Genomic DNA, 21,353 nt, shown 5'->3' on the forward strand with positions numbered 1-21,353 from the left:
GCGCCAACTCTATCGCTTCGTGGACGATGAAGGCGTCATCGATTTCTTCGATCCCAATGGCGAGACCGGCAAGCGCTTCCTGAACCGGCGTCCGCTGGAAGGTGGCGGTACGCTGCGGTCGCGCTTTGGCTATCGCATCCATCCCATCTTCAAGACCCGCAAGCTGCATACCGGTGTCGATCTGGCCGCGCGCTCTGGTACGCCCATCTATGCCGCGGGTGACGGGGTGATCGAATATTATAAATGGGCATCGGGCTACGGGAACAAGGTCGAGATCCGGCACGTCAATGGCTATGAGACTGGCTATGGCCACATGTCGCGTTATGTGGACGGCCTGGGTGTCGGCGACCGTGTGCGGCAGGGCCAGTTGATCGGCTATGTCGGCTCGACCGGGCAATCGACGGGCCCGCATCTGCACTTCGAGATCAAGATCAACGGCAATCTGGTGGATCCGCTCAGCGTCAAGCTGCCCAAGGACAACGTGCTGGCGCAGAAATACGAAGCCAAATTCGCCGAGACCATGGCCCAGATCAACGATCTGATGCAGCGTGAGCCGGCGCCGGTCAGCGTGGCGCAGAACTAGGGCATGGCCTCCTGAGGGTGAGCCAGGCGATGGCAGCCGAAAGCAGGCTCAGGACCGCCGTGACATAGGCGATGCTCGCGAAGGCGGCGTCGGTGGCTCGGAGCCGGATCGCTTCTTCGGCGGCGGAAAGACCCGGGGCCGGCAGGCCAAAAAAGATCGGCAGCTCGGCGGCTCCCCCTAACGAGCGTTCGAACACTCCCGCGACGACCGTGCCCAGCAAGGCAACTGCCACCAGACCCGCAACGCGCGCCACCGCATTGTTGACGCCCGAGGCCGTGCCGGTGTCGCTATCCTCCACATTTGTCATGACCGCCGTCGAGAGGGGCGAGACGACGAAGCCCATGCCCAGCCCCAGGAGGGCTACCAGGGGCATGACGGCGAACCATAAGTTATGAAGGGGCGCCGTTGCGCCAAGGGCGGCAAAAGCAATGGCGACGAGGACCGAGCCCAAGGCGATCAGGGGGCCGGGACCGAAACGGTCAGCCCATTTGCCGGTGAAGGACGACAGGGCGGTGAGCAGCACGCCCATCGGCAGCAGCGCCAGTGACACGGTCGCGGGCGTTTCGCCCCAGCCGCCGATCATGGTCATGGGCAGGAAAAACATGGTCCCGCCGAGGGCGAAGTAGAGCGCGAAGGTCAACCCGTTTGCCCCCGAGAAGCCCAGATTGGCAAAGAGGCGCAAGGGCAGCATGGGCGAGGCGGCCCGCATTTCCCAGATGAGGAAGGCGACAGCCAGAACGAAGCCCCCGCCACACCAGAACAGCATGTGCAGGAGCCCGGGCGTGCTTTCACTGCCGTCGCCGGTCAGCCCATAGGCGATCAGCAGGAGCGCCAGGGTCGCGAGAATGGCGCCTATCGTATCCAGCCGTCGGCCATCGGCGGCACGATCCGGCGCAACCTTGAACCAGAGCAGGGCCAGTGCCGCAGCGCCAAGCGGCAGATTGATGGCAAAGACCAGCCGCCAGCTCCAGTCACCCAGGGCCGTGAGCACGAAGCCTCCGAGGATAGGTCCCGCAATCGAGGTGAGCGAGGACGCCGTCGCCCAGATACCGATCGCCTTGCCCCGCTGGTCGCGCGGATAGGCCTTGGCGATGATCGCCAGACTCCCCGGCACCATGAAGGCCGCGCCCATGCCCTGAACGATTCGCGCGGCGATCAGCACCAGCGGGTTCCAGGCCATAGCGCAGACCATGGATGCGACGGCGAACAGGATAATGCCCAGGCCGAACACCTTGCGTAGTCCAAACCGGTCACCGGCGGCACCACCCAACAGGGTCAATGACGCCAGCATCAGCAAATAGCCGTTGTTGATCCATTGCGCCTGGGCCAACGTTGCGCCCAGATCCGCGCGGATGGCGGGAATGGCGATGGAGATCACCGAGCCATCGATGAAGCCCATGCTGGAAGCCAGGATCGCCGCAAGCAGAACGAAGCGGCGGTTTCGCGGGTCGGTAATATCCTGGCTCATGGGTGATCCGGTGAGTGACGCCCTGCCAGACTATTCCCGCTCGATCCAGACCGCCATCTCGTTTCCACCCGGTTCGCGGAAATGAAAGCGCCGGCCGCCCGGAAAGTCGAACTGCGGGCGGGTGATCACGCCGCCTGCCGCCAGGACCCGACGTTCGGCGCCATCCAGATCATCGGTACGCACGATGGCGAGCGGTGCGGTGGCTTTTTCAGCCGCCTGGTCGACCCCACCATCAATGCCGGCATTGGTGATCCCGTCATAATCGGGACCGTAACTGACCACGCCCCAGCCAAAGGCGGCTTGAAAGAAGGCGCTGGTCAGCGCCCGGTTGCTGCTGGGGAATTCCACATAGTCGATCTTGTCCATAGCACCCTCTGTTCGCTATTTGTTCCAGGATACGCGAAATACGGGTGGGGTGCAATGGACGCTATGCTGCATCCTCACCCTCGGCCCCTCACTATTGGCCAGGGCTATCGCATATGGCATGGCTAGGCACCGGTTCACCTCGCCCCTCAGGGGAGAGAGCCTGCCCTCGGGCATCGACCCGAGGGTCGGCGCGCAGCGCCGGGTGAGGGGTGCGATGCTGCAAGATGCGTGATGTCTTGGCATCGCACCCCTCACCCTAGCTCTGCCAAGTCGCTGGCGCTCCTGGCGGCGCTACCCTCTCCCCTGAGGGGCGAGGGGACGATGGAGCCTGGATCGCTGTTCATATGCGATGGCCCTCCCCGCAAGGGGGAGGGGTCGACTGAGACATGCCCACAACCTAGGCAGCAGCATCCGTCGCGGAGGCCTCGCTTGGCAGCAGGACGATGCCGTCGTCATTGGCGTCGACCACCACATTGGAGCCGTCGCTGACGCGGCCGCCCAGGATTTCCTCGGCGAGGCCATCCTGCACCGAGCGCTGGATCACGCGCTTGAGCGGGCGGGCGCCATAGGCGGGATCGTAGCCTTCATGGGCCAGCCACTCGCGGGCGCGCGGGGTCAGCTCGAGGCTGATGTCGCGGTCCCTAAGCAGGTTCTTGAGCCGGCCGAACTGGATGTCGACGATAGAGCCCATATGCTCGCGACCAAGGCGGTGGAACAGCAGGATTTCGTCGATGCGGTTCAGGAACTCGGGCCGGAACGATGCCTTGACCATGTCCAACACCTTGCCGCGCACCAGTTCCACCGACTCGCCGTCCTTGAGGTCGACCAGATATTCGGCGCCAAGGTTGGAGGTCAGGATAATCACCGTGTTGCGGAAATCGACCGTACGCCCCTGCCCGTCCGTCAGCCGGCCATCGTCGAGCACCTGCAACAGGACGTTGAATACGTCCGGATGCGCCTTCTCGATCTCGTCGAACAGCACGACCTGATAGGGCCGGCGCCGCACGGCTTCGGTCAGAACGCCACCTTCGTCATAGCCGACATAGCCCGGAGGGGCGCCGATCAGGCGCGCCACAGAGTGCTTTTCCATGAACTCGCTCATGTCCAGGCGAACCATGGCGGTTTCGTCATCGAACAGGAACTGGGCGAGCGACTTGGTCAGCTCGGTCTTGCCGACACCGGTTGGCCCGAGGAACATGAACGAGCCGATCGGCCGGTTCGGGTCCTGCAGGCCCGCACGGGAACGGCGCACCGCCTTGGCCACGGCCGCGACGGCTTCGCCCTGCCCGATCACGCGGGCGCCGAGCGAGGTTTCCATGTGGAGCAACTTCTCGCGTTCGCCTTCCAGCATGCGATCGACCGGAATACCGGTCCAGCGGGACACGACCTGCGCGATATCGCTTGGTGTCACGACTTCTGCTGCCATCAAGGCTTCGGTGGTACCGTCGCCCTTGGCATCGTCAGCGGTCTTGATGCGCTTTTGCAGCTCGGGGATGACGCCATAGGCAAGCTCACCGGCTTTCGCCAGATCGCCTTGCCGTTGGGCGATTTCGAGCTGGCTGCGGGCGGCATCGAGCTCTTCCTTGAGCTTTTGCGAGCCCTGCAGGCGTTCCTTTTCGGCCAGCCACTTGGCGGACATGCCCTGGGCCTGTTCTTCAAGCGCCGCCAATTCGCTTTCCAGCCGTTCGAGCCGGATGCGCGAACCTTCGTCTTCTTCCTTGCGCAGCGCTTCACGCTCGATCTTTAGCTGCATGATGCGGCGATCGAGCTCGTCCAGGGCTTCGGGTTTGCTGTCGACTGCCATGCGCAGGCGCGCGGCTGCCTCGTCCATCAAATCGATGGCCTTGTCGGGAAGGAAGCGGTCGGTGATGTAGCGGTTGGACAGCGTTGCCGCGCTCACCAGGGCCGAATCCGAAATACGGATGCCGTGATGCAGCTCGTACTTTTCCTTGAGGCCCCGCAGGATGGAAATGGTGTCTTCCACAGTCGGCTCGTCAACGAAGACGGGCTGGAACCGCCGGGCCAAAGCCGCGTCCTTTTCCACATGCTTGCGATATTCATCCAGCGTCGTCGCACCAACGCAGTGCAACTCGCCGCGCGCCAAAGCGGGCTTGAGCAGATTGGAGGCGTCCATCGCCCCATCCGCCTTGCCCGCACCAACCAGCGTGTGCATCTCGTCGATGAAGAGAATGATCTGGCCCTCGGCAGAGGTGACTTCGCTCAGAACGGCCTTGAGGCGTTCTTCGAATTCGCCGCGATATTTCGCACCAGCGATCAGCGCGCCCATGTCGAGCGACAGGAGCGACTTGTTTTTCAGCGATTCGGGCACGTCGCCATTGACGATGCGGATGGCGAGGCCCTCGGCAATGGCGGTCTTGCCGACGCCGGGTTCACCGATCAGCACGGGATTGTTCTTGGTGCGGCGGCTGAGGACCTGAATGGTGCGGCGGATTTCCTCGTCGCGGCCGATCACCGGGTCGAGCTTGCCTTCGCGGACATCGGCGGTCAGGTCGCGTGCGTATTTCTTGAGTGCGTCATAGCTGTTTTCAGCCGAGGCGGAATCGGCCGTCCGTCCCTTGCGGATGGCTTCGATGGCCGTGTTCAGGCCCTGCGGGGTCACGCCGGCCGAACTCAGGATTTTTCCGGCGTCGGTGTCTTTTTCGACTGTCAGTGCCAGCAGCAGGCGCTCGACGGTGACGAAGCTGTCGCCGGCCTTCTGCGCTGCGCTTTCGGCGGTGTCGAACACCCGGGCCAGTTCGCGGCTGAGATAAAGCTGGCTGCCATCGCCCGAAACGGATGGAATTTTTGCCAAGCCTGCTTCGACGGCGGCGCGCGCGCCCTTGGGGTCGCCGCCGGCGCGTTCGATCAGACCATTGGCCATGCCTTGGTCATCATCCAGCAGAACCTTGAGCAGGTGGATGGGCGCAAACTGCTGGTGGCCCTTGCCCAGCGCCGTGGTCTGCGCGCTCTGGATAAAGCCGCGCGCCCGCTCGGTGTATTTCTCGATATTCATGCAACTCTCCTTGTCTCGCCCGCATGGCGGCCCAATGGCACCGACCACGCGGCGGAAGCGTCGTTGATGAAACGCCCGATCATCGGCGCTGCTCCATCACGGATAGATATATGGGGAGGGTTGCGAGCGGGACAATGGCTGGGGCCGGGTGAAATCCGTTGGGCGCTACGGGCCTATGGACGTGCCAAGGCGCCGCCTCGCCTGCGGTTTTGATCAGCGTGCACGTGGCGAGGCCCTGCCTCGGTAAGTTTTAGTGTGTGAGACAGAGCCTCGCCACATGCGATGGGATTTGCGGCGCGCGCGACTCTGGCTCCGGGCCGCCATAGACCCGATAACACTTCCGCTTGCCTGCAGGGATCACGACATCCCTGCCCCATCTGACAACAACACTAGCCGGTTCGCGCGACCCGCTGGGCGTGAGGTTGGTATGGGGAGGATAGTGTGTGGGAGATGGCGGGGGAGAAGATGGATAGATTTGGGGGCGTTCAAGGCTCTATCGTCCCCTCGCCCCTTAGGGGAGAGGGTAGCGCCGCCAGGAGCGCAAGCGACTTGGCAGAGCTAGGGTGAGGGGTGCGATGCTGAGGCATTACAGATGTGGAAGCATCGCGCCCCTCACCCGGCGCTGCGCGCCGACCTCTCCCCTAAGGGGCGAGGTGAACCGGTGCCTACCATGTCATATGCGATTACCCTGCGTCAGAGGGGAGGGATCGATTGCATTTGGGAGATGGTGCCACTCACTCGATGTCATCCCGGCCTTGAGCCGGGATCCATCTTGAGATGGTTGTTCGCCGTCAGGCGGATCGGTCGGACCACCGCGCCGCGCGGCAGGGTGATCCCGGGATGGACCCCGGCTCAAGGCCGGGGTGACATCGTGGATGGGGAGAGTGCAAGGCGAAAACAAAAACGCCGGGCACATGGCCCGGCGTCTGATCTCTTATTCGGCGGCGTTTGGCGTGCCGGCGGTGAGGAACGCTGGCAGGCCGCCAACGTCCTGTCCTTCGCCATCGGCACCCTCGGCGCCAGCTTCTCCCGCAGCGGTACGGCGGCGGCGGGGGCGGCGTTCGCGCGGCTTGCGGGCTTCGCCTTCGGCGGCTTCGACGGGCTGTTCGGGTGCCGCTTGGGCGGCCACTTCAGCGGGCGCAGGTGCGGATGGAGCCGGGGCCGGATCGGTCGCTGGCTCTGTTGCGGCGGGAGCGGCCGGCGCGGGCTGCTCGGCTACAATCGGGCGAGCCTGCTGCACTTCGCCTTCGGGGCGGAAGCGCTCGCGGCGATTGCGGCGATCACCACGTTCCTGGCGCGGCTGGCGTTCGCCATCCTGGCCCTCGGCTCGTGGCGGGCGCTGCTCGCCCTGCTGGCGATTTTGCCCGTCGCCTTCGCCCTGCTCTTCGCCTTCAGCGGCCACATATTGCTGCTGTGGCTGCGGCTGGGGCGAGGAGAAGCGCGAGTTCATCTCGGGCATGTCATCATCATAATCGTCGTCCTGCTGCCCCTCGGGCCGCTGGCCGCTCTGCGCCTGCTGGGCGCTCGAAACGATGCGGAAATAATGCTCGGCGTGCTGCAGGTAATTTTCTGCCATGACCGAATCGCCGCTCGATTGAGCATCGCGTGCCAGTTGCAGGTATTTTTCCGCCACGTGGGCGGCATTGCCGCGCACCTTCACGTCGGGGCCATTGCTCTCGAAATTGCGCGATAGCGGGTTGACGTGCTTGCGGCCACCGTTACGGCTCCGCTGGCGGTTCTTGTTGTTCTGATTGTTGGGTCTCATCTGGTCGCTTTATCTAACTCTAGAAAAATAAGCGTCACACTGCTGGCGGACCGGCAAGCTGCCTGGTCTGGCCAATCCCTTGTGAAGACCTCACGTCTTCGTTTCCGGGCTCTAAATGGCTTCATGAAGACCGAAACCGTCTGACGGCGCTCCGAACCCGTCCTGCGTCGCTCCAGCCTGGGCTGGAACCGCGCTGCGTCTCTTGCAGCTACCGGAAGTTTCGGGTGGCATTGTCGCCGTGGCGCTCATGATGCGCCGTTGACAGCAAGGGCAAACTATATGCTTTGCGTCGACTTTGCCAGCATTAATTGCGTGGCTCACCCCTAAGTGCGTTCGCTTTGCTTAACATGGTGCGCTCCGACGACGCGATCAAGACCGTTCAGGTCCTGGTAAACGCTGACATCGGCAAAACCGGCTCGGGTGAGCAGCGCGCTGACGGCTGCGCCCTGGTCGTAGCCGATTTCGAGCAGGACATGGCCGCCGCTTTTGAGATGCTGGGCCGCTTGCGTGGCGATGATGCGGTAGGGGCCAAGGCCATCGGGGCCGCCATCGAGCGCCAGGCGCGGATCGAAATCCCTGACCTCGGGCGAAAGGGCCTCGACCACGGCGGAGGTGATGTAGGGCGGGTTGGAGACGATGAGGTCGAAGCAGGATTTTTCATCAGCTCTCATGGTAAAGCTTAGCGGCTCGAACCAGCTGCCCTGGAGCAAGTTCAGCCGCTCGGCGACGCTGTTCCGTACGCCATTTTCCTGTGCAGCCTTAAGCGCTTCGGCGCTGAGATCAATCGCAACAGCGATTGCGTCGGGCTGGTTGGCGAGAATGGCGATGGGGATGCAGCCGGTTCCGGTGCCCAGATCCAGCAAGCGTCCGTCGGGCGGCAGAACATCGAGCGCCATGTCGACGAGCAGTTCGGTTTCCGGCCGGGGCTCGAGGGTTGCGGCGTTGAGGCGGAATGGGAGGCCGTAGAATTCACGCTCACCGATGATTCTTGCGACTGACTCGCCGGTCAGGCGGCGCTGCAGCAGGGCAGCGACTTTGCCCACATCTGCCTCGGAAACTGGCCGCTGCTCGCACGTCGCCATCTCCAGCGTGGACAGTCCGAGCGCGTAGGCGGTCAAAAGCTTGGCATCCAGCGCGGCGGTTTGGCCACCGCTGCGGGTCAGTTCGTCGCGCCAGTGGCGCCAGAGGCTGCCGACGGTCCGGCTCAGTTCGCAGTTTCCATCGCGGCCAGCTGTTCGGCCTGCGATTCGGTGATCAGCGCTTCGATCAGCTCGTCCAATGCTTCGCCGGTGATGACCTTTTCGAGCTTGTAGAGCGTCAAATTGATACGGTGATCGGTGACGCGGCCCTGCGGGAAGTTATAGGTGCGGATGCGCTCGGAGCGGTCGCCCGAACCCACCTGCCCCTTGCGCTCGGCGGAACGGGCGCTGTCACGCTCTTCGCGCTGCATTTCATAAAGCCGCGAGCGCAGCACCAGCATGGCCTGGGCGCGGTTCTGATGCTGGCTTTTCATCGCCGAGGTCACGACCAGTCCCGATGGGATATGGGTGATGCGCACGGCCGAATCAGTGGTGTTGACGTGCTGCCCGCCGGCGCCCGAAGCGCGCATGGTGTCGATGCGGATATCCTCGTTGCGGATTTCGATGTCGATGTCTTCGACTTCGGGCAGCACGGCAACGGTGGCGGCCGAGGTGTGGATGCGGCCCGAGCCTTCGGTGGCCGGCACGCGCTGGACGCGGTGCACGCCCGATTCGAACTTCATGCGAGCATAGACGCCCTTGCCCGAGACATTGGCGATGATTTCCTTGAAGCCGCCCATTTCGCCGGGGCTTTCCTCCATCACGGAAACCTTCCAGCCGTGATTGGCGGCATAGCGCTCATACATGCGGAACAGATCGCCGGCGAACAGCGCCGCCTCATCGCCGCCCGTGCCACCACGGATTTCAAGGATGATGGATTTTTCGTCCGCCTCGTCCTTGGGCAGCAGCAGGATGCGCACGGACTGGAACAATTGCTCGATTTTCTCGTCGAGCTCTTCGATTTCGGCTTCGGCCATCTCGGCCATTTCCCTGTCGCCGCTCTTGAGCAGCGCCTCGGCTTCCTTGCGGTCGCTCAAAGCCTTGTTGTAGGCGCGGATCTCGCCCACGATTGGCGCCAGTTCGGCATGTTCCTTGGAAAACTTGACGAACTCGTCAGGCCCCGCCCCACCGGAAAGCGCGGCTTCCACATATTGGAAGCGGGTCTCGAGCGCGTCGAGCTTGTCCTGGGGAAGAGATGCCATGGGCTTAGTCTTTCAAGTCTGGAGCAGGCACGCTTTAGGGATAACGAGGGTGGATCGCAAGGGTTTGCCAAGCGCTGCGGCCCGCGCCTTTTCTGAAGTGCTTCAGTCGAAACCCTCCCCCTGGCGGGGAGGGATCAAGGGTGGGGGCGTTTTAGCCCGGATATCGTGGCTCTCGCCACCCCCTCCTAGCCTCCCCCTTCAAGGGGGAGGTATAACGCGGTGGATGCGGGACGATAATACCACGCGTCGAAGCATCAAACCGGCAGGTTCTGCTTCTCCACCCACTCCTGCAGCAATTGGCGGATGCTAACGCCGTCCGAGCCGTCGCTGAGGGCAGCGCCCACGGCCAGTTGGATGGGCCGCAGATCAAGGTTCAGCACCAGCTCCTTGATCGGGCCGATGGAAGCCGGGCCCATGGAAAGGCGCGTCATGCCAATGGCCATCAGCGCCAGCGCCTCGAGCGGCCTGCCGGCCAATTCGCCACACATGGTGATGGGAATATTGTAGCGCCGCGCGGCATCGACGATGAGCCGAATGGCGCGCAGGCGCGGAATGCCGATGGGATCGTAGTTTTTCGCGACGCGCGGATTGGAGCGGTCCGATGCGGTCAGGAACTGCACCAGATCGTTGGACCCAATCGAAACGAAATCGGCTTCGGGCAGCAGTTGATCGAGTTCGAACAGCAGCGAGGGCACTTCCACCATCACGCCCAGTTCCAGCCGGCTGGGCACGGGCTTGCCGGCGCGGCGCAGGCGCTCGACTTCCTTGTGCACGACCATGCGGGTCTGGGTGAATTCGAAGGTCTCGGTGACCATGGGCACCAAAATCTTGAGTGGCCGGCCATTGGCCGCCAGCAGCAGGGCCCGCACCTGCGTGCGCAGCAGGCCCGGCCGCTCCAGCCCGAGCCGGATCGAGCGGAACCCCATGGCCGGGTTTTCCTCGGTCATCGAGCGCTGGTAGGGCAAAACCTTGTCGCCACCGATATCGAGCAGGCGAAACACCACCGGCCGCTCGCCGGCAATGGCCATGGCTTCGGCGTAAAGCTCCTGCTGTTCCTGCAGGCGCGGCAGCTTGCTCGCGATCATGAACTGCAATTCGGTGCGGAACAGCCCGACGCCGGCCGCGCCCGTATCATCGAGCATGGGCAGGTCGGCGACCAGCCCTGAATTGTGCAGCAGCGTGATATCGACGCCGTCTTTGGTGATGCTCGGCTTGTCCTTGAGGGCGGCATAATGGGCGCGCCGCTTGGCGGTGACGCGTACCTTGTCGACATAGGCCTGCTCGATGTCGGGCGTCGGGCGCAGATGCACCACGCCCGCGCTGCCATCGAGGATGATGTCATCGCCCGTTTCGCACATGGACACGATAGATTGTGCCTGGCCAACCGCCACCATGCCGAGCGAACGGGCGACGATGGCGACGTGCGCGGTCGCGCCGCCTTCTTCGAGCACCACGCCGCGCAGCTTGCTGCGGTCATATTCCAGCAGTTCCGCCGGCCCCATATTGCGCGCGACCAGAATGGCGTTATCCGGCAATTCCTTGCGGCCCAGAGCCTGGCCATCGCCGGTCAGTACGCGCAGCAGCCGGTTGGCCAGATCGTCCAGATCATGCAGCCGGTCGCGGATATAGGGATCGGTCTGGCGCATCATGCGGGCGCGGGTATCGTTCTGCACCCGCTCGACGGCCGCTTCGGCGGAAAGACCATTGTCGATCGCCTCGGTCAGCCGATGCACCCAGCCCCGGTCATTGGCAAACATGCGGTAGGTTTCGAGAATTTCGCGATGATCGCTGCCGCCGGCCATGTCGCCATGGTCGAGCATTGCATCGATCGATACGCGCATTTTCTCCAGCGCGTTCTCCAGCCGGATTTTTTCGACTTCGGTATCTTCGGCGATGAAATTGGTCACGACCACGCGCGGGTCGTGCAGAACCACGGTGCCCAGAGCTATGCCATCGGTGAAGCTCACGCCGGTAAACATTCGCGGTCGCCTGAGATCGATATCGGAGCCCGGCTTGATCAGATTGTCGAAGTCGGAGGTGGCGATCATCTCGGCCAGGATTGTGGCCGTAGTCAGCATCGCCTCGGTCTCGTCCTCGCCATAATGACGCCGCTCGGCGTTCTGGACGACAAGGACGCCCAGCATCTGGCCGGCGCGCAGCACGGGCACGCCCAGGAACGCGTTGTATTTTTCTTCGCCCGTTTCGGGGCGGTAGGCGAAACCGGGATGGCTGGTGGCGTCCTCGAGCGACAGCGGCTCGGCTTCGGCGGCGATCAGCCCGACCAGCCCTTCACCCAGGCGCAGGGTGGTCATGTGAACCGATTCGGCGGCGAGGCCCCTGGAGGCAAACAGCTCCAGCGCGCCATCGTCGCGCAATACGTAGAACGAGCACACATCGGCGCGCATATTGTCGGCGATCAGGCCGACAATCTTGTCGAGCCGAGCCTGCGAAGCCAGCGGCTCGGCCATCGTCTCGCGCAATTGCCGCAGCAGCACCCTTGGGCCGCCGATGGTCGTGACCATAACCCCTTTAGACGGCCCGCAAAGCCGCCCCCCTGAACTGGACGCAGGCTCTTGGTCCCCTCGACGGAGCTCAGGCGTCCTTCTTGTCCAAACCGTAATAAGTATGCAGGGCCCGAACCGCAAGCTCGGCATATTGTTCATCGATCAAGACGGAGGTCTTTATTTCCGACGTCGTGATCAGCTGGATGTTGATCCCCTTGTCGGCCAGGGCCTTGAACATGGAGGATGCGACACCCGCATGGCTGCGCATGCCGACCCCGACAACCGAGACCTTGGCACCGCCCTTGGAGCCGGAAAGACGCGCATATTCAATGCGATCGCCGGCGTTCTGCAGGGTCTTGACGGCCTTGTCGTATTCGCTGTCGGGCACGGTAAAGGTGATGTCGGTGGTCGCGCCATCGTCGGCGATGTTCTGCACGATCATGTCGACGATAATGCCTTGGTCCGCCAGCGTACCGAAAATGGCCGCGGCCACGCCCGGGTTGTCCTTGACGTCGCGCAGGGTAATCTTGGCCTCGGCCTTGGCGAGCGTCACGCCCGAAACGATCTGCTTTTCCACGATCTCATCCTCATCGCAAACCAGTGTGCCGGGAACCCCGGGCGTCCCGTCCGGCGCAATCTGTGGCGCATCGGGATCATCGAAACTCGAACGTACCAATAGAGGTACCTTGTATGCCATGGCCATTTCGACCGAACGGATCATCAGGACCTTGGCGCCCAGCGACGCCATTTCCAGCATTTCCTCGAACGAAATCTTGGTCAGCCGCTGCGCCTTGGGAACGATGCGCGGATCGGTGGTGTAAACACCGTCTACATCGGTATAGATATCGCAGCGATCGGCCTTGACCGCAGCCGCCACCGCAACCGCAGATGTGTCCGAGCCGCCCCGGCCCAGCGTCGTGATGCGGCCATGCGGGGAAATGCCCTGGAAGCCGGTAATGACAGGCACCCAGCCATCCCGCAGGCGCTTGTCGAGTTCGGTCGGGTCGATTTCGGCGATGCGGGCCGCGCCATGCGCGTCGTCGGTGCGGATCGGCACCTGCCAGCCGGCGAAAGATCGCGACTGGATACCCATTTCGCTGAGCACGATGGCCATCAGGCCCGCAGTCACCTGTTCGCCCGAGGCAACGACGGCGTCATATTCGCGCGCATCGTGCAGGGCGCTGGCTTCATTGACCCAGCCAACGAGCTCATTGGTCTTGCCCGACATGGCAGAGACCACCACAGCCACTTCGTGGCCGGCATCGACCTCGCGCTTCACATGCCGGGCGGCCTGACGAATCCGCTCGACGCTGGCCACCGACGTGCCACCGAACTTGACGATAATGCGGGCCAATTTCTTCCCCGAACTCCTGCCGAACCCGGCGGTACGCTTTATGTTGCGGCGGGACATACGACAAAGATGAAGGCCGATCAACTCCCTGCGACTGCCCGGCGTCTTGCCTCATCGGCCGTTGCGGGGCCATATGGGCGCAAACGGAGCCGACCCCATGAGCCAAACCACCATCAACGACGCCGAAATCGCCAAGTTCACCGCGATGGCCGAGGAATGGTGGGACCCCAAGGGCAAGTTCAAGCCGCTGCACAAGCTCAACCCCGCGCGGCTGAGCTATATTCGCGAACACCTGCTGACTCATTTTGTCCTGGACGGCACCGCCATGCGCCCGTTCGAAGGCCTGCGCATCCTCGATGTCGGGTGTGGCGGAGGCCTGTTGTGCGAGCCGCTGGCGCGGTTGGGCGCTGCTGTCACCGGCATCGATGCGGCCGAGCGCAACATCGCCATTGCCACCATCCATGCCGAGCAGTCCGGCCTTTCCATCGACTACCGCGTCACCACCAGCGAGGCGCTGGCGGCCGAAGGGCAGACCTTCGACATGGTGCTCAACATGGAAGTGGTGGAACATGTCGACAACGTGCCGCTCTACATGAAGAGCTGCGCCGATCTGGTGAAACGGGGCGGGTTGATGCTGACGGCCACCATCAACCGCACTTTGCGGGCTCGCGCCCTGGCGGTATTCGCCGCCGAACGCGTCTTGCGCTGGCTGCCGGTGGGCACCCATGACTGGAACAAGTTCCTGACCCCGGACGAAATCAAGACGCTGCTGGCGCGCAATGGCCTTGTCGTGACGGAGGAAACCGGCGTGGTCTACCATCCGCTGGGGGATGAATGGCGGCAATCGCCTGACATGGGCATAAACTATATGATCATGTCGAGGCGTCCTGCGGTCTGAGGCACCTGTCGCGCTGGCAGATTTCGGCATAGTCTCGGGTAACCAGCCCCGGAGCTCCCATGCGCCTCACCATCCTCCTTGCATCCACCATTGCCTGCCTTGCCTTTGCCGCGCCCGCCTTGGCGCAAGGCGAAGAAGAGGTAATGGGCCAAATCGAAGACCTGCACGGGATGTCGATCGAATTCGGCGAGGCGTTTGCAGAGTTGCAGGATGCGTTCCTGTTTGGTGATCCCTCAGGCATGGCAAGCCTGGGTGAATACCCCCTGCCCGTTCAAGCCAATGGGGAGGCCTATGATCTGCTCGAAGCGCAGGATCTGGTCGACAATTTCGACGCCCTGCTGACAACGGAAACGCAGGCCGCGCTTGCGAACCAGGATTTCGATGACCTGATCGTCACCAGCGATGGCGTCGGCTTTGCCAATGGCGCGCTATGGATGAACCTGATCTGCGAGGATGACACTTGCGACAGCGCTTATTGGGCGATCACAGCCATCAACAATTGATCTCCGTGAGGATTGGGAGTCGAAGGGAGCCGCAACTCCCCGAGGAGTCCTCATGGTGAGCCTGTCGAACCACGCGGGTTTGGCACCCAAACCTTCACTCGCCCGACCTCGTGGTTCGACAGGCTCACCATGAGGTCTCTGATACTTTTGGGATAATCCTTCAGGCGTCCCGCTCGGCCTCGATGCCCGCCGCCAGCTCGAACGTTTCATCCGAAGACAGATCCGTCTGGCTCACATCCCCCACCGGTTCGCGGTTGCGGGGATTGCCCTGCAGCTGCCCCCAATTGTCCTGCCAACTCAGCCCGTCCTGCAGCGCAACGACGACTTCGCTGAAGCCATGCAGCGTCTTTGCGGCTTCGGCGGCGGCGAGCGCTTCGCCGATATCGTCATATTCTGCCTCATCGGCATCGATATCGCCCTTGGCTTCCCACCAGACCGCCGCTTTATACTGGCCCTCGGCATCGCATTCGATACCGACCGTCACCGCATCTTCGGTCATTTCCCCGACAGCTACCCGGCGGTAGGCTAACGCGCTCTGGTCCATCCAGCGTTCCTCATGATTGCTGATCGCATAACGCCAGCCCCACCCATTCGGATGCAAATCGGACCAGTACCGTACGGTACGGTACGCATTTCCATTGATCCGCGTCTGGAATGGGTCTAAAGAGGAGCAAAGACGCGCGCAGGCGCCGCTACTTCCGAGGAAATATCATGCCGGCATATCGTTCCCGCACCACCACCCATGGCCGCAACATGGCTGGCGCGCGTGGCCTCTGGCGCGCGACCGGCATGAAGGACGGCGATTTCGGCAAGCCGATCATCGCGGTGGTCAATAGCTTCACCCAGTTCGTGCCCGGCCACGTCCACCTCAAGGATCTCGGCCAGCTCGTGGCGCGCGAGATCGAGGCGGCGGGCGGCGTCGCCAAGGAATTCAACACCATTGCGGTCGATGACGGCATCGCCATGGGCCATGACGGCATGCTCTATTCGCTGCCCAGCCGCGATCTGATCGCGGACTCGGTGGAATACATGGTCAACGCGCACTGCGCCGACGCCATGGTCTGCATCTCCAACTGCGACAAGATCACCCCCGGCATGCTGAACGCTGCCATGCGCATCAATATCCCGGTGGTGTTCGTTTCGGGCGGCCCGATGGAAGCCGGCAAGGCCATGCTCAAGGGCAAGCTGCAGGCGCTCGATCTGGTCGACGCCATGGTCATGGCCGCCGACGAGCACTATACCGACGAAGAAGTGCAGGCCGTGGAAGAAGCCGCCTGCCCCACCTGCGGCTCCTGCTCGGGCATGTTCACCGCCAATTCGATGAACTGCCTGACCGAGGCGCTGGGCCTGTCCCTGCCCGGCAACGGTTCGACCCTCGCCACCCACTCCGACCGCAAGCGCCTGTTCCAGGAAGCCGGCCATCTGATCGTCGATCTGGCCAAGCGCTGGTACGAGCAGGACGATGCTTCCGTGCTGCCACGCTCCATCGCCACCAAGGCGGCGTTCGAGAACGCCATGACACTCGATATCGCCATGGGCGGCTCGACCAATACGGTGCTTCACATCCTCGCCGCTGCCCATGAAGGTGGCGTCGATTTCACCATGGACGACATCGACCAGCTCTCCCGCAAGGTGCCCGTGCTCTGCAAGGTCGCACCGGCCAAGAACGACGTCCATATGGAAGACGTGCACCGCGCTGGCGGCATCTTCTCGATCCTGGGCCAGCTCGACCGCGCCAATCTGATCAATCGCAGCGAACCCACCATCCATGCCGCGAGCATGGGCGATGCGCTCGACAAGTGGGATATCTCGCGCACCAATTCGGAAAGCGTGCGGCAATTCTTCATGGCCGCGCCCGGCGGCGTGCGCACCACGCAGGCTTTCTCGCAGTCCAACCGCTGGGCCGAACTCGACACCGATCGAGCCAATGGCGCCATCCGCTCGCCGGAAAACCCGTTCAGCAAAGACGGCGGCCTCGCCGTGCTCAAGGGCAATATCGCCATCGACGGCTGCATCGTGAAGACGGCGGGCGTCGATGAATCGATCCTCAAATTCACCGGCCCGGCCCGCGTGTTTGAAAGCCAGGACGACACGGTCAAGGCGATCCTCTCCAACCAGATCAAGGAAGGCGACGTCCTCGTCATCCGCTATGAAGGCCCGCGCGGCGGCCCCGGCATGCAGGAAATGCTCTACCCAACGAGCTACCTCAAGTCCAAGGGCCTGGGCAAAGCCTGTGCGCTGCTCACCGACGGCCGCTTTTCGGGCGGCACCTCGGGCCTTTCCATCGGTCACGTTTCCCCGGAAGCGGCCGAAGGTGGCACCATCGGGCTGGTGCGCGAAGGCGACACCATCGAGATCGACATCCCCAACCGCACCATCAAGCTTTTGGTCAGCGATGACGAACTGACGCAGCGCCGCCACGATCAGGACCAGCTCGGCTGGAAGCCGGCCCACCCGCGCAAGCGCAACGTAACCCAGGCCCTGCGAGCCTACGCGGCCTTCGCCACCTCCGCCGCCCGCGGCGCCGTGCGCGATCTGGGCAAGCTGGATAGCTAAGGCTTGCGCGCCTGGTACATCAATCTGGCCCATCGTACGGATCGAAGGGCTACGCTGGAAAGCCAGTTGCATCGACTTGGCATCGCGGCCGAAAGGGTTGATGCAACTCTAGCGAAGGATTTGCCGCCGCAACTGGTAGCACAGCATGCGGCGCTTGGTGCCCATACGCGGTTTTCGCTGCGAGAGTTCTCCGTCGGGGTCAGTCACGTGGAGGCTGCTCGGAGATTCCTAGCGACCGGCGAACAGCATGCTTTGATCCTCGAAGATGATATCGTTCTGTCCGGCAACCTGCCCAAACTGATCGCGATATTCGAGAGCGATAGCCAAGGCATCGACCTGCTTCGGATCGAGACGTTCAACCGGCCTTCGCAAATCTCGACAAAGTCCAAAGGTGAGCTTGCTGGCTATGCGCTGCACACCATACATGGTTGGGCATGGGGCGCTGCCGCCTACATCATCTCGCGGCAGGCAGCCCAAGCTTTGGTTGAGAACCCTAAAGTGCTCGACAACATCATCGACCGCGTGCTTTACCGCCCGCACCGCACAATCCTCGGCCCCATCAAACGACGCCAGCTAGTGCCAGCCCTTGCCATCCAGGCCGACCGGATGGAAGGAGCGGTATGGGGCGCCGATAGCGACCTGACCGCGGGGCGCACCGAAGGTCTGTCCGCGCCCAAGCCTGGCTTGGCGAAGGCACTTGCAAACTTCGTAGACGCCGAGATCACCATAGCGCTGCCCTCGGCCTTGCACCGCATCGCGGGGCTGTCGCACAAGCGCATTATTCCGTTCGACGGGGCCTAGAGCCAGGCCATGCTCGCCTACTACATCAACCTTGATCGACGTCCCGAGCGCCGGGCCAGCATGGAGGCGCGCTTTGCCGCGCTCGGGATCGAGCACATGCGCATCGCTGCGCTGACACCCGCTGACGTCACCGAAGATCAGCGCCAGCGCTATTGCAATCCGCTCGCCTATCGCTGGCAGACCGAAGGCGAGCTTGCCTGCAGCCTGAGCCACATCGCCGCGATGCGCGCGTTTCTAGCGACGCCGGCGCCATTCGCCGTCATCCTGGAAGACGACACGATCCTTTCGCCAGCACTCAAGCCTTTCCTCGACCGCTTCCAGCAACAGCCCCCCAAAGTGGATGTGCTGCGCATCGAAACCGACAATTCGCGCTTACGCCTGCCCCCCGATCCGGAAACCAAACTCGGCGAATTCAGCCTTTTCCGTCTCTTTGACGCTGGCGGCGGCGCTGCGGCATACATCGTCTCGCGCGCCGGCGCGGAGCGGATCGCTTCGGGCGAGGAGCTGCTGATCGACCTGACCGACCAGGCGCTGTTCAACCCGAACGGGAAAATCTCCCGCACGCTGAAGGTTCTGCAAGCCGTACCCGCCCTTGCCATGCAGGAGGACCGCGCCGTCGGCAACACGGTTGATCGTGTGCACACCAGCGATCTACAACGTCTACGGCATGATCGGCGGAAACGCGACGGACACAATTTCTGGCGCCGGGCGGCGTTCAATTTCTACGACCTCGTCGAGCGCGACGTGATCAGGGCCGCACGGAAATACTGGAACAAGACCGTACACGGCGTCGCCAAGCACGAAATTCCGTTCAAGGCAGATTGATTTGCGACATATGCGTGACAGCGGCAATTGGCCATGCTAAGCCCCGCGCAGCCCTCAAGGTGTCTGCCAAGATGTCTTGTTGGTTAGGTTCGATAGCGGGGATTCCACCCTCCCTATCGAACCGACCTAATCCCCACCCATCGCCAGAAACGAAAACTCCCCGGGCTAACCCGAGGAGCGATGTCGTTTGCGCGTGAGTGGCGCCGATCAGCCCTTGCGGCCGATCGCGTCCAGCGTGCGGAAGTCCTCGTCGCTGAGCTTGATCGCGGCAGCGGCGACGTTTTCTTCCAGGTGCTTTACCTTGCCGGTGCCAGGAATGGGCAGCATCACTGGCGAGCGCTTCAGCATCCAGGCCAGCGCGATCTGGCTGGCGGAGGCCTCATGCTTGTCCATGATCGCCTTGAACTCGGCGCTGGTGGATTCCAGATTGCCGCCATCGATCGGCCGCCACGGAATGAACCCGATATTATTGGCCTCGCAGAACTCCAGCACGTCTTCGGCATTGCGGCTGACCAGATTGTACATGTTCTGGACGGTCGCGACCTTGAAGTATTTCTGCGCCTGCTTGATGTCCTCGACGCTGACTTCGCTGAGGCCGACATGGCGCACGATGCCGTCCTTCTGCAATTGCTGGATGGCGCCGAACTGATCCTCGCGCGGTGTCTTGCTATCAATGCGGTGCAGCTGCCAGAGATCGATGGTTTCGAGCTTGAGCCGGCGCAGGCTCTGGAGCGCGCCCTGCCGCAGGAATTCGGGGCGGCCCAGTTGGAGCCACTGGTCAGGACCGGTGCGGGTCAGCCCGCTCTTGGTCGCGATGACAGTCCCATTGGAATAAGGCGCCAGCACCTCCCCGATCAACTCTTCGCTGATATAGGGGCCATAGCTTTCCGCCGTGTCGATGAAATTGACATTGAGCTCGGGCAGGCGCCGCAGCGTGGCCTTGGCTTCTGCGGGGTCCTCGGGCGGACCCCAGATGCCCCTGCCGGTAATGCGCATGGCGCCAAAACCCAGGCGGTTGACCTCAAGGTCGCCGCCAATGGCAAAAGTGCCCGAAAGGGCTGCATCGAGTGTGGTCATGACGATGTCTCCGTTGGTCGCGCCGGAAATGGCGCTCGGAACTAGTTGTGTTCTTCAGGCAGATCCGGCAGCGGCATGAACTCGATGCCGTCATCGGCCAGGGCGATCACCTCGTCGCGGGTGGCCTCGCCATAAATGCCGCGGGCTTCGGTCTCCTCGAAATGGATCTTGCGCGCCTCTTCGGCAAATTTGTCGCCGACATAATCGGCTTCGCTCATCACCTTCTGACGATAGGCGCGCAGCAATTCACGGAAGCGGCGTGCCTCGGCAGACCCGGAGCTCAGCGACACCTTCTCGCCATCGGTGCGCGCAACGGCAGGCGCCATCGGCGCCTTTTCCACGGCGCCATCGCCGCAAACCGCGCAACTGACGATGCCGCGCGCCTGCTGCTGATCATACGCATCGGCATTCTTGAACCATGCGTCGTAGCGGTGGCCTTTGGAACACTGAAGGGAATACTGAATCACGGCAAACTGTCTCTGCGGCCCGAACGGGGCCAATACAAACTAGATATAGGGCGAAGTGTCAGGCCTGCAACGTCTGCGGCGCGGCAAAATCCCGGGCATTGGCAAGTGCCGGTATGCGTTCGCGTGCATCGGTGACCTGTTGCGGGTCGATATCGGCCAGCAACACGCCTGGCTCGTCATGGTCGAGTTCGGCAACAATCCGGCCCCACGGGTCGATGATGATCGAATGACCATAGGTGGCCCGGCCATTGGGATGGTGCCCGCCCTGGGCCGCGGCGATGACATAGGAGCCAGTTTCGATTGCCCGCGCACGCAGCAGCACGTGCCAGTGTGCCTGCCCCGTGGGCACGGTGAAAGCCGCAGGCACGGCGATCAGCGTCGCTCCGGCATTCGCCAGGCTATTGAACAGTCGCGGGAAGCGCATGTCGTAGCAGATGCTCATGCCAAGCGTGAATTCACCCACGGGCGCGGTGATGGCCTGTTCACCCGCCGCATAGGTGGCGCTTTCACGATAGGCGTTGAGCCCGGCAATCGTCGCATCGAACAAATGGATTTTGTCATAGGTGGCGACGATCGCGCCGTCTGGCCCGAACAGCACGCTGCGATTGGCAAAGCGTCCATCGGGCAAGGGCACGGCAAGCGAGCCGATATGAATGTGGATGCCGTGCAGCTTCGCCAATTCGCCCACGCGCCGCAATTGCGGGTGGTCCTCATAGGGAGCCGCGACGCTGGCCAGATGCTCCCGATTCTCGGGGAAAAGCACCGTCACTTCCGGGGTAAGCACGTAAGTCGCGCCCCCCGCGACGGCCTCAGCCAGCAATGGCTCCAGTGCGGCGATATTGGCGTCGGGATCAAGGCCGGAGCGCATCTGGATAGCGGCGATTTTCATTATTTG

General features: G+C 62.9%; 18 protein-coding genes (1 of these 18 only partly in view). 6 read left to right on the plus strand and 12 right to left on the minus strand.

The genetic code is table 11. The annotated features are described in order from the left end of the window. Positions 1-583: the end of a M23 family metallopeptidase gene (locus C8264_RS10455; RefSeq protein WP_162783568.1), read on the plus strand. The gene continues 1,385 nt to the left of window position 1, outside the view; only the last 583 of its 1,968 coding nucleotides appear in the window; the start codon falls outside the window, past its left edge; it ends in the stop codon at positions 581-583. Here C8264_RS10455 and C8264_RS10460 read toward each other — a convergent pair. The 8 genes from C8264_RS10460 to C8264_RS10495 all read right to left on the minus strand — a co-directional run bounded on the left by C8264_RS10460 (position 564) and on the right by C8264_RS10495 (position 13,334). After that, the gene (locus tag C8264_RS10460) at positions 564-2,051 is read right to left on the minus strand and encodes an MFS transporter (protein WP_108460920.1); all 1,488 of its coding nucleotides are present in this window, start codon (positions 2,049-2,051) and stop codon (positions 564-566) included. The genes C8264_RS10455 and C8264_RS10460 overlap by 20 nt on opposite strands. 30 nt (positions 2,052-2,081) lie before the next feature. Beyond that, the gene (locus tag C8264_RS10465) at positions 2,082-2,417 is read right to left on the minus strand and encodes a VOC family protein (RefSeq protein WP_108460921.1); all 336 of its coding nucleotides are present in this window, start codon (positions 2,415-2,417) and stop codon (positions 2,082-2,084) included. A gap of 397 nt (positions 2,418-2,814) precedes the next feature. Beyond that, a complete protein-coding gene (clpB, locus tag C8264_RS10470) occupies positions 2,815-5,430 on the minus strand; it encodes an ATP-dependent chaperone ClpB (protein WP_108460922.1) in 2,616 nt (871 codons plus the stop codon). Positions 5,431-6,364: 934 nt separating this feature from the next. Further along, positions 6,365-7,195 (minus strand): DUF4167 domain-containing protein, encoded by an 831-nt coding sequence (locus tag C8264_RS10475; RefSeq protein WP_108460923.1) that lies wholly within the window; start codon positions 7,193-7,195, stop codon positions 6,365-6,367. Between the two features lie 323 nt (positions 7,196-7,518). Next, a complete protein-coding gene (prmC, locus tag C8264_RS10480; protein ID WP_108460924.1) occupies positions 7,519-8,475 on the minus strand; it encodes a peptide chain release factor N(5)-glutamine methyltransferase in 957 nt (318 codons plus the stop codon). Continuing rightward, positions 8,400-9,476, minus strand: coding sequence for a peptide chain release factor 1 (gene prfA / locus C8264_RS10485; protein ID WP_108460925.1), 1,077 nt, complete (start codon positions 9,474-9,476; stop codon positions 8,400-8,402). Before prfA ends, prmC begins: the two co-directional genes overlap by 76 nt. A gap of 254 nt (positions 9,477-9,730) precedes the next feature. Continuing rightward, positions 9,731-11,998 carry a phosphoenolpyruvate--protein phosphotransferase gene (gene ptsP / locus C8264_RS10490; protein WP_108460926.1) on the minus strand — a complete coding sequence of 756 codons (2,268 nt, stop codon included), beginning with the start codon at positions 11,996-11,998 and terminating at the stop codon, positions 9,731-9,733. A 70-nt stretch (positions 11,999-12,068) separates the two neighbouring features. Continuing rightward, positions 12,069-13,334 (minus strand): aspartate kinase, encoded by a 1,266-nt coding sequence (locus C8264_RS10495; RefSeq protein WP_108460927.1) that lies wholly within the window; start codon positions 13,332-13,334, stop codon positions 12,069-12,071. 154 nt (positions 13,335-13,488) lie between these two features. On the opposite strand from C8264_RS10495, the gene ubiG reads away from it, so the two are divergent. Further along, complete coding sequence (ubiG, locus tag C8264_RS10500; protein WP_108460928.1) at positions 13,489-14,229, plus strand: bifunctional 2-polyprenyl-6-hydroxyphenol methylase/3-demethylubiquinol 3-O-methyltransferase UbiG; 741 nt, start codon at positions 13,489-13,491, stop codon at positions 14,227-14,229. A 59-nt stretch (positions 14,230-14,288) separates the two neighbouring features. Continuing rightward, positions 14,289-14,732 carry a hypothetical protein gene (locus C8264_RS10505; protein WP_108460929.1) on the plus strand — a complete coding sequence of 148 codons (444 nt, stop codon included), beginning with the start codon at positions 14,289-14,291 and terminating at the stop codon, positions 14,730-14,732. 160 nt (positions 14,733-14,892) lie between these two features. On the opposite strand, the gene C8264_RS10510 is transcribed toward C8264_RS10505, so the two are convergent. Continuing rightward, a complete protein-coding gene (locus C8264_RS10510) occupies positions 14,893-15,276 on the minus strand; it encodes a hypothetical protein (protein WP_162783569.1) in 384 nt (127 codons plus the stop codon). A gap of 167 nt (positions 15,277-15,443) precedes the next feature. Between C8264_RS10510 and ilvD the strand changes: the two genes are divergently transcribed. The 3 genes from ilvD to C8264_RS10525 are packed head-to-tail and all read left to right on the plus strand — an operon-like array spanning position 15,444 to position 18,914. Continuing rightward, the gene (ilvD, locus tag C8264_RS10515; RefSeq protein WP_108460931.1) at positions 15,444-17,288 is read left to right on the plus strand and encodes a dihydroxy-acid dehydratase; all 1,845 of its coding nucleotides are present in this window, start codon (positions 15,444-15,446) and stop codon (positions 17,286-17,288) included. Positions 17,289-17,291: 3 nt separating this feature from the next. After that, positions 17,292-18,089 (plus strand): glycosyltransferase family 25 protein, encoded by a 798-nt coding sequence (locus C8264_RS10520; RefSeq protein ID WP_108460932.1) that lies wholly within the window; start codon positions 17,292-17,294, stop codon positions 18,087-18,089. A gap of 9 nt (positions 18,090-18,098) precedes the next feature. After that, complete coding sequence (locus C8264_RS10525; RefSeq protein WP_108460933.1) at positions 18,099-18,914, plus strand: glycosyltransferase family 25 protein; 816 nt, start codon at positions 18,099-18,101, stop codon at positions 18,912-18,914. Positions 18,915-19,121: 207 nt separating this feature from the next. On the opposite strand, the gene C8264_RS10530 is transcribed toward C8264_RS10525, so the two are convergent. From C8264_RS10530 to C8264_RS10540, 3 genes are read right to left on the minus strand one after another with little or no spacing between them, the layout of a single operon-like run. Further along, complete coding sequence (locus tag C8264_RS10530; RefSeq protein WP_108460934.1) at positions 19,122-19,991, minus strand: aldo/keto reductase; 870 nt, start codon at positions 19,989-19,991, stop codon at positions 19,122-19,124. A 41-nt stretch (positions 19,992-20,032) separates the two neighbouring features. Then, complete coding sequence (locus tag C8264_RS10535) at positions 20,033-20,458, minus strand: DUF1178 family protein (RefSeq protein WP_108460961.1); 426 nt, start codon at positions 20,456-20,458, stop codon at positions 20,033-20,035. 58 nt (positions 20,459-20,516) lie between these two features. After that, the gene (locus C8264_RS10540; RefSeq protein WP_108460935.1) at positions 20,517-21,347 is read right to left on the minus strand and encodes a carbon-nitrogen hydrolase family protein; all 831 of its coding nucleotides are present in this window, start codon (positions 21,345-21,347) and stop codon (positions 20,517-20,519) included. Positions 21,348-21,353 lie beyond the last annotated feature (6 nt).

The organism is Devosia naphthalenivorans (assembly GCF_003056355.1).
Taxonomy (GTDB): domain Bacteria; phylum Pseudomonadota; class Alphaproteobacteria; order Rhizobiales; family Devosiaceae; genus Devosia; species Devosia naphthalenivorans.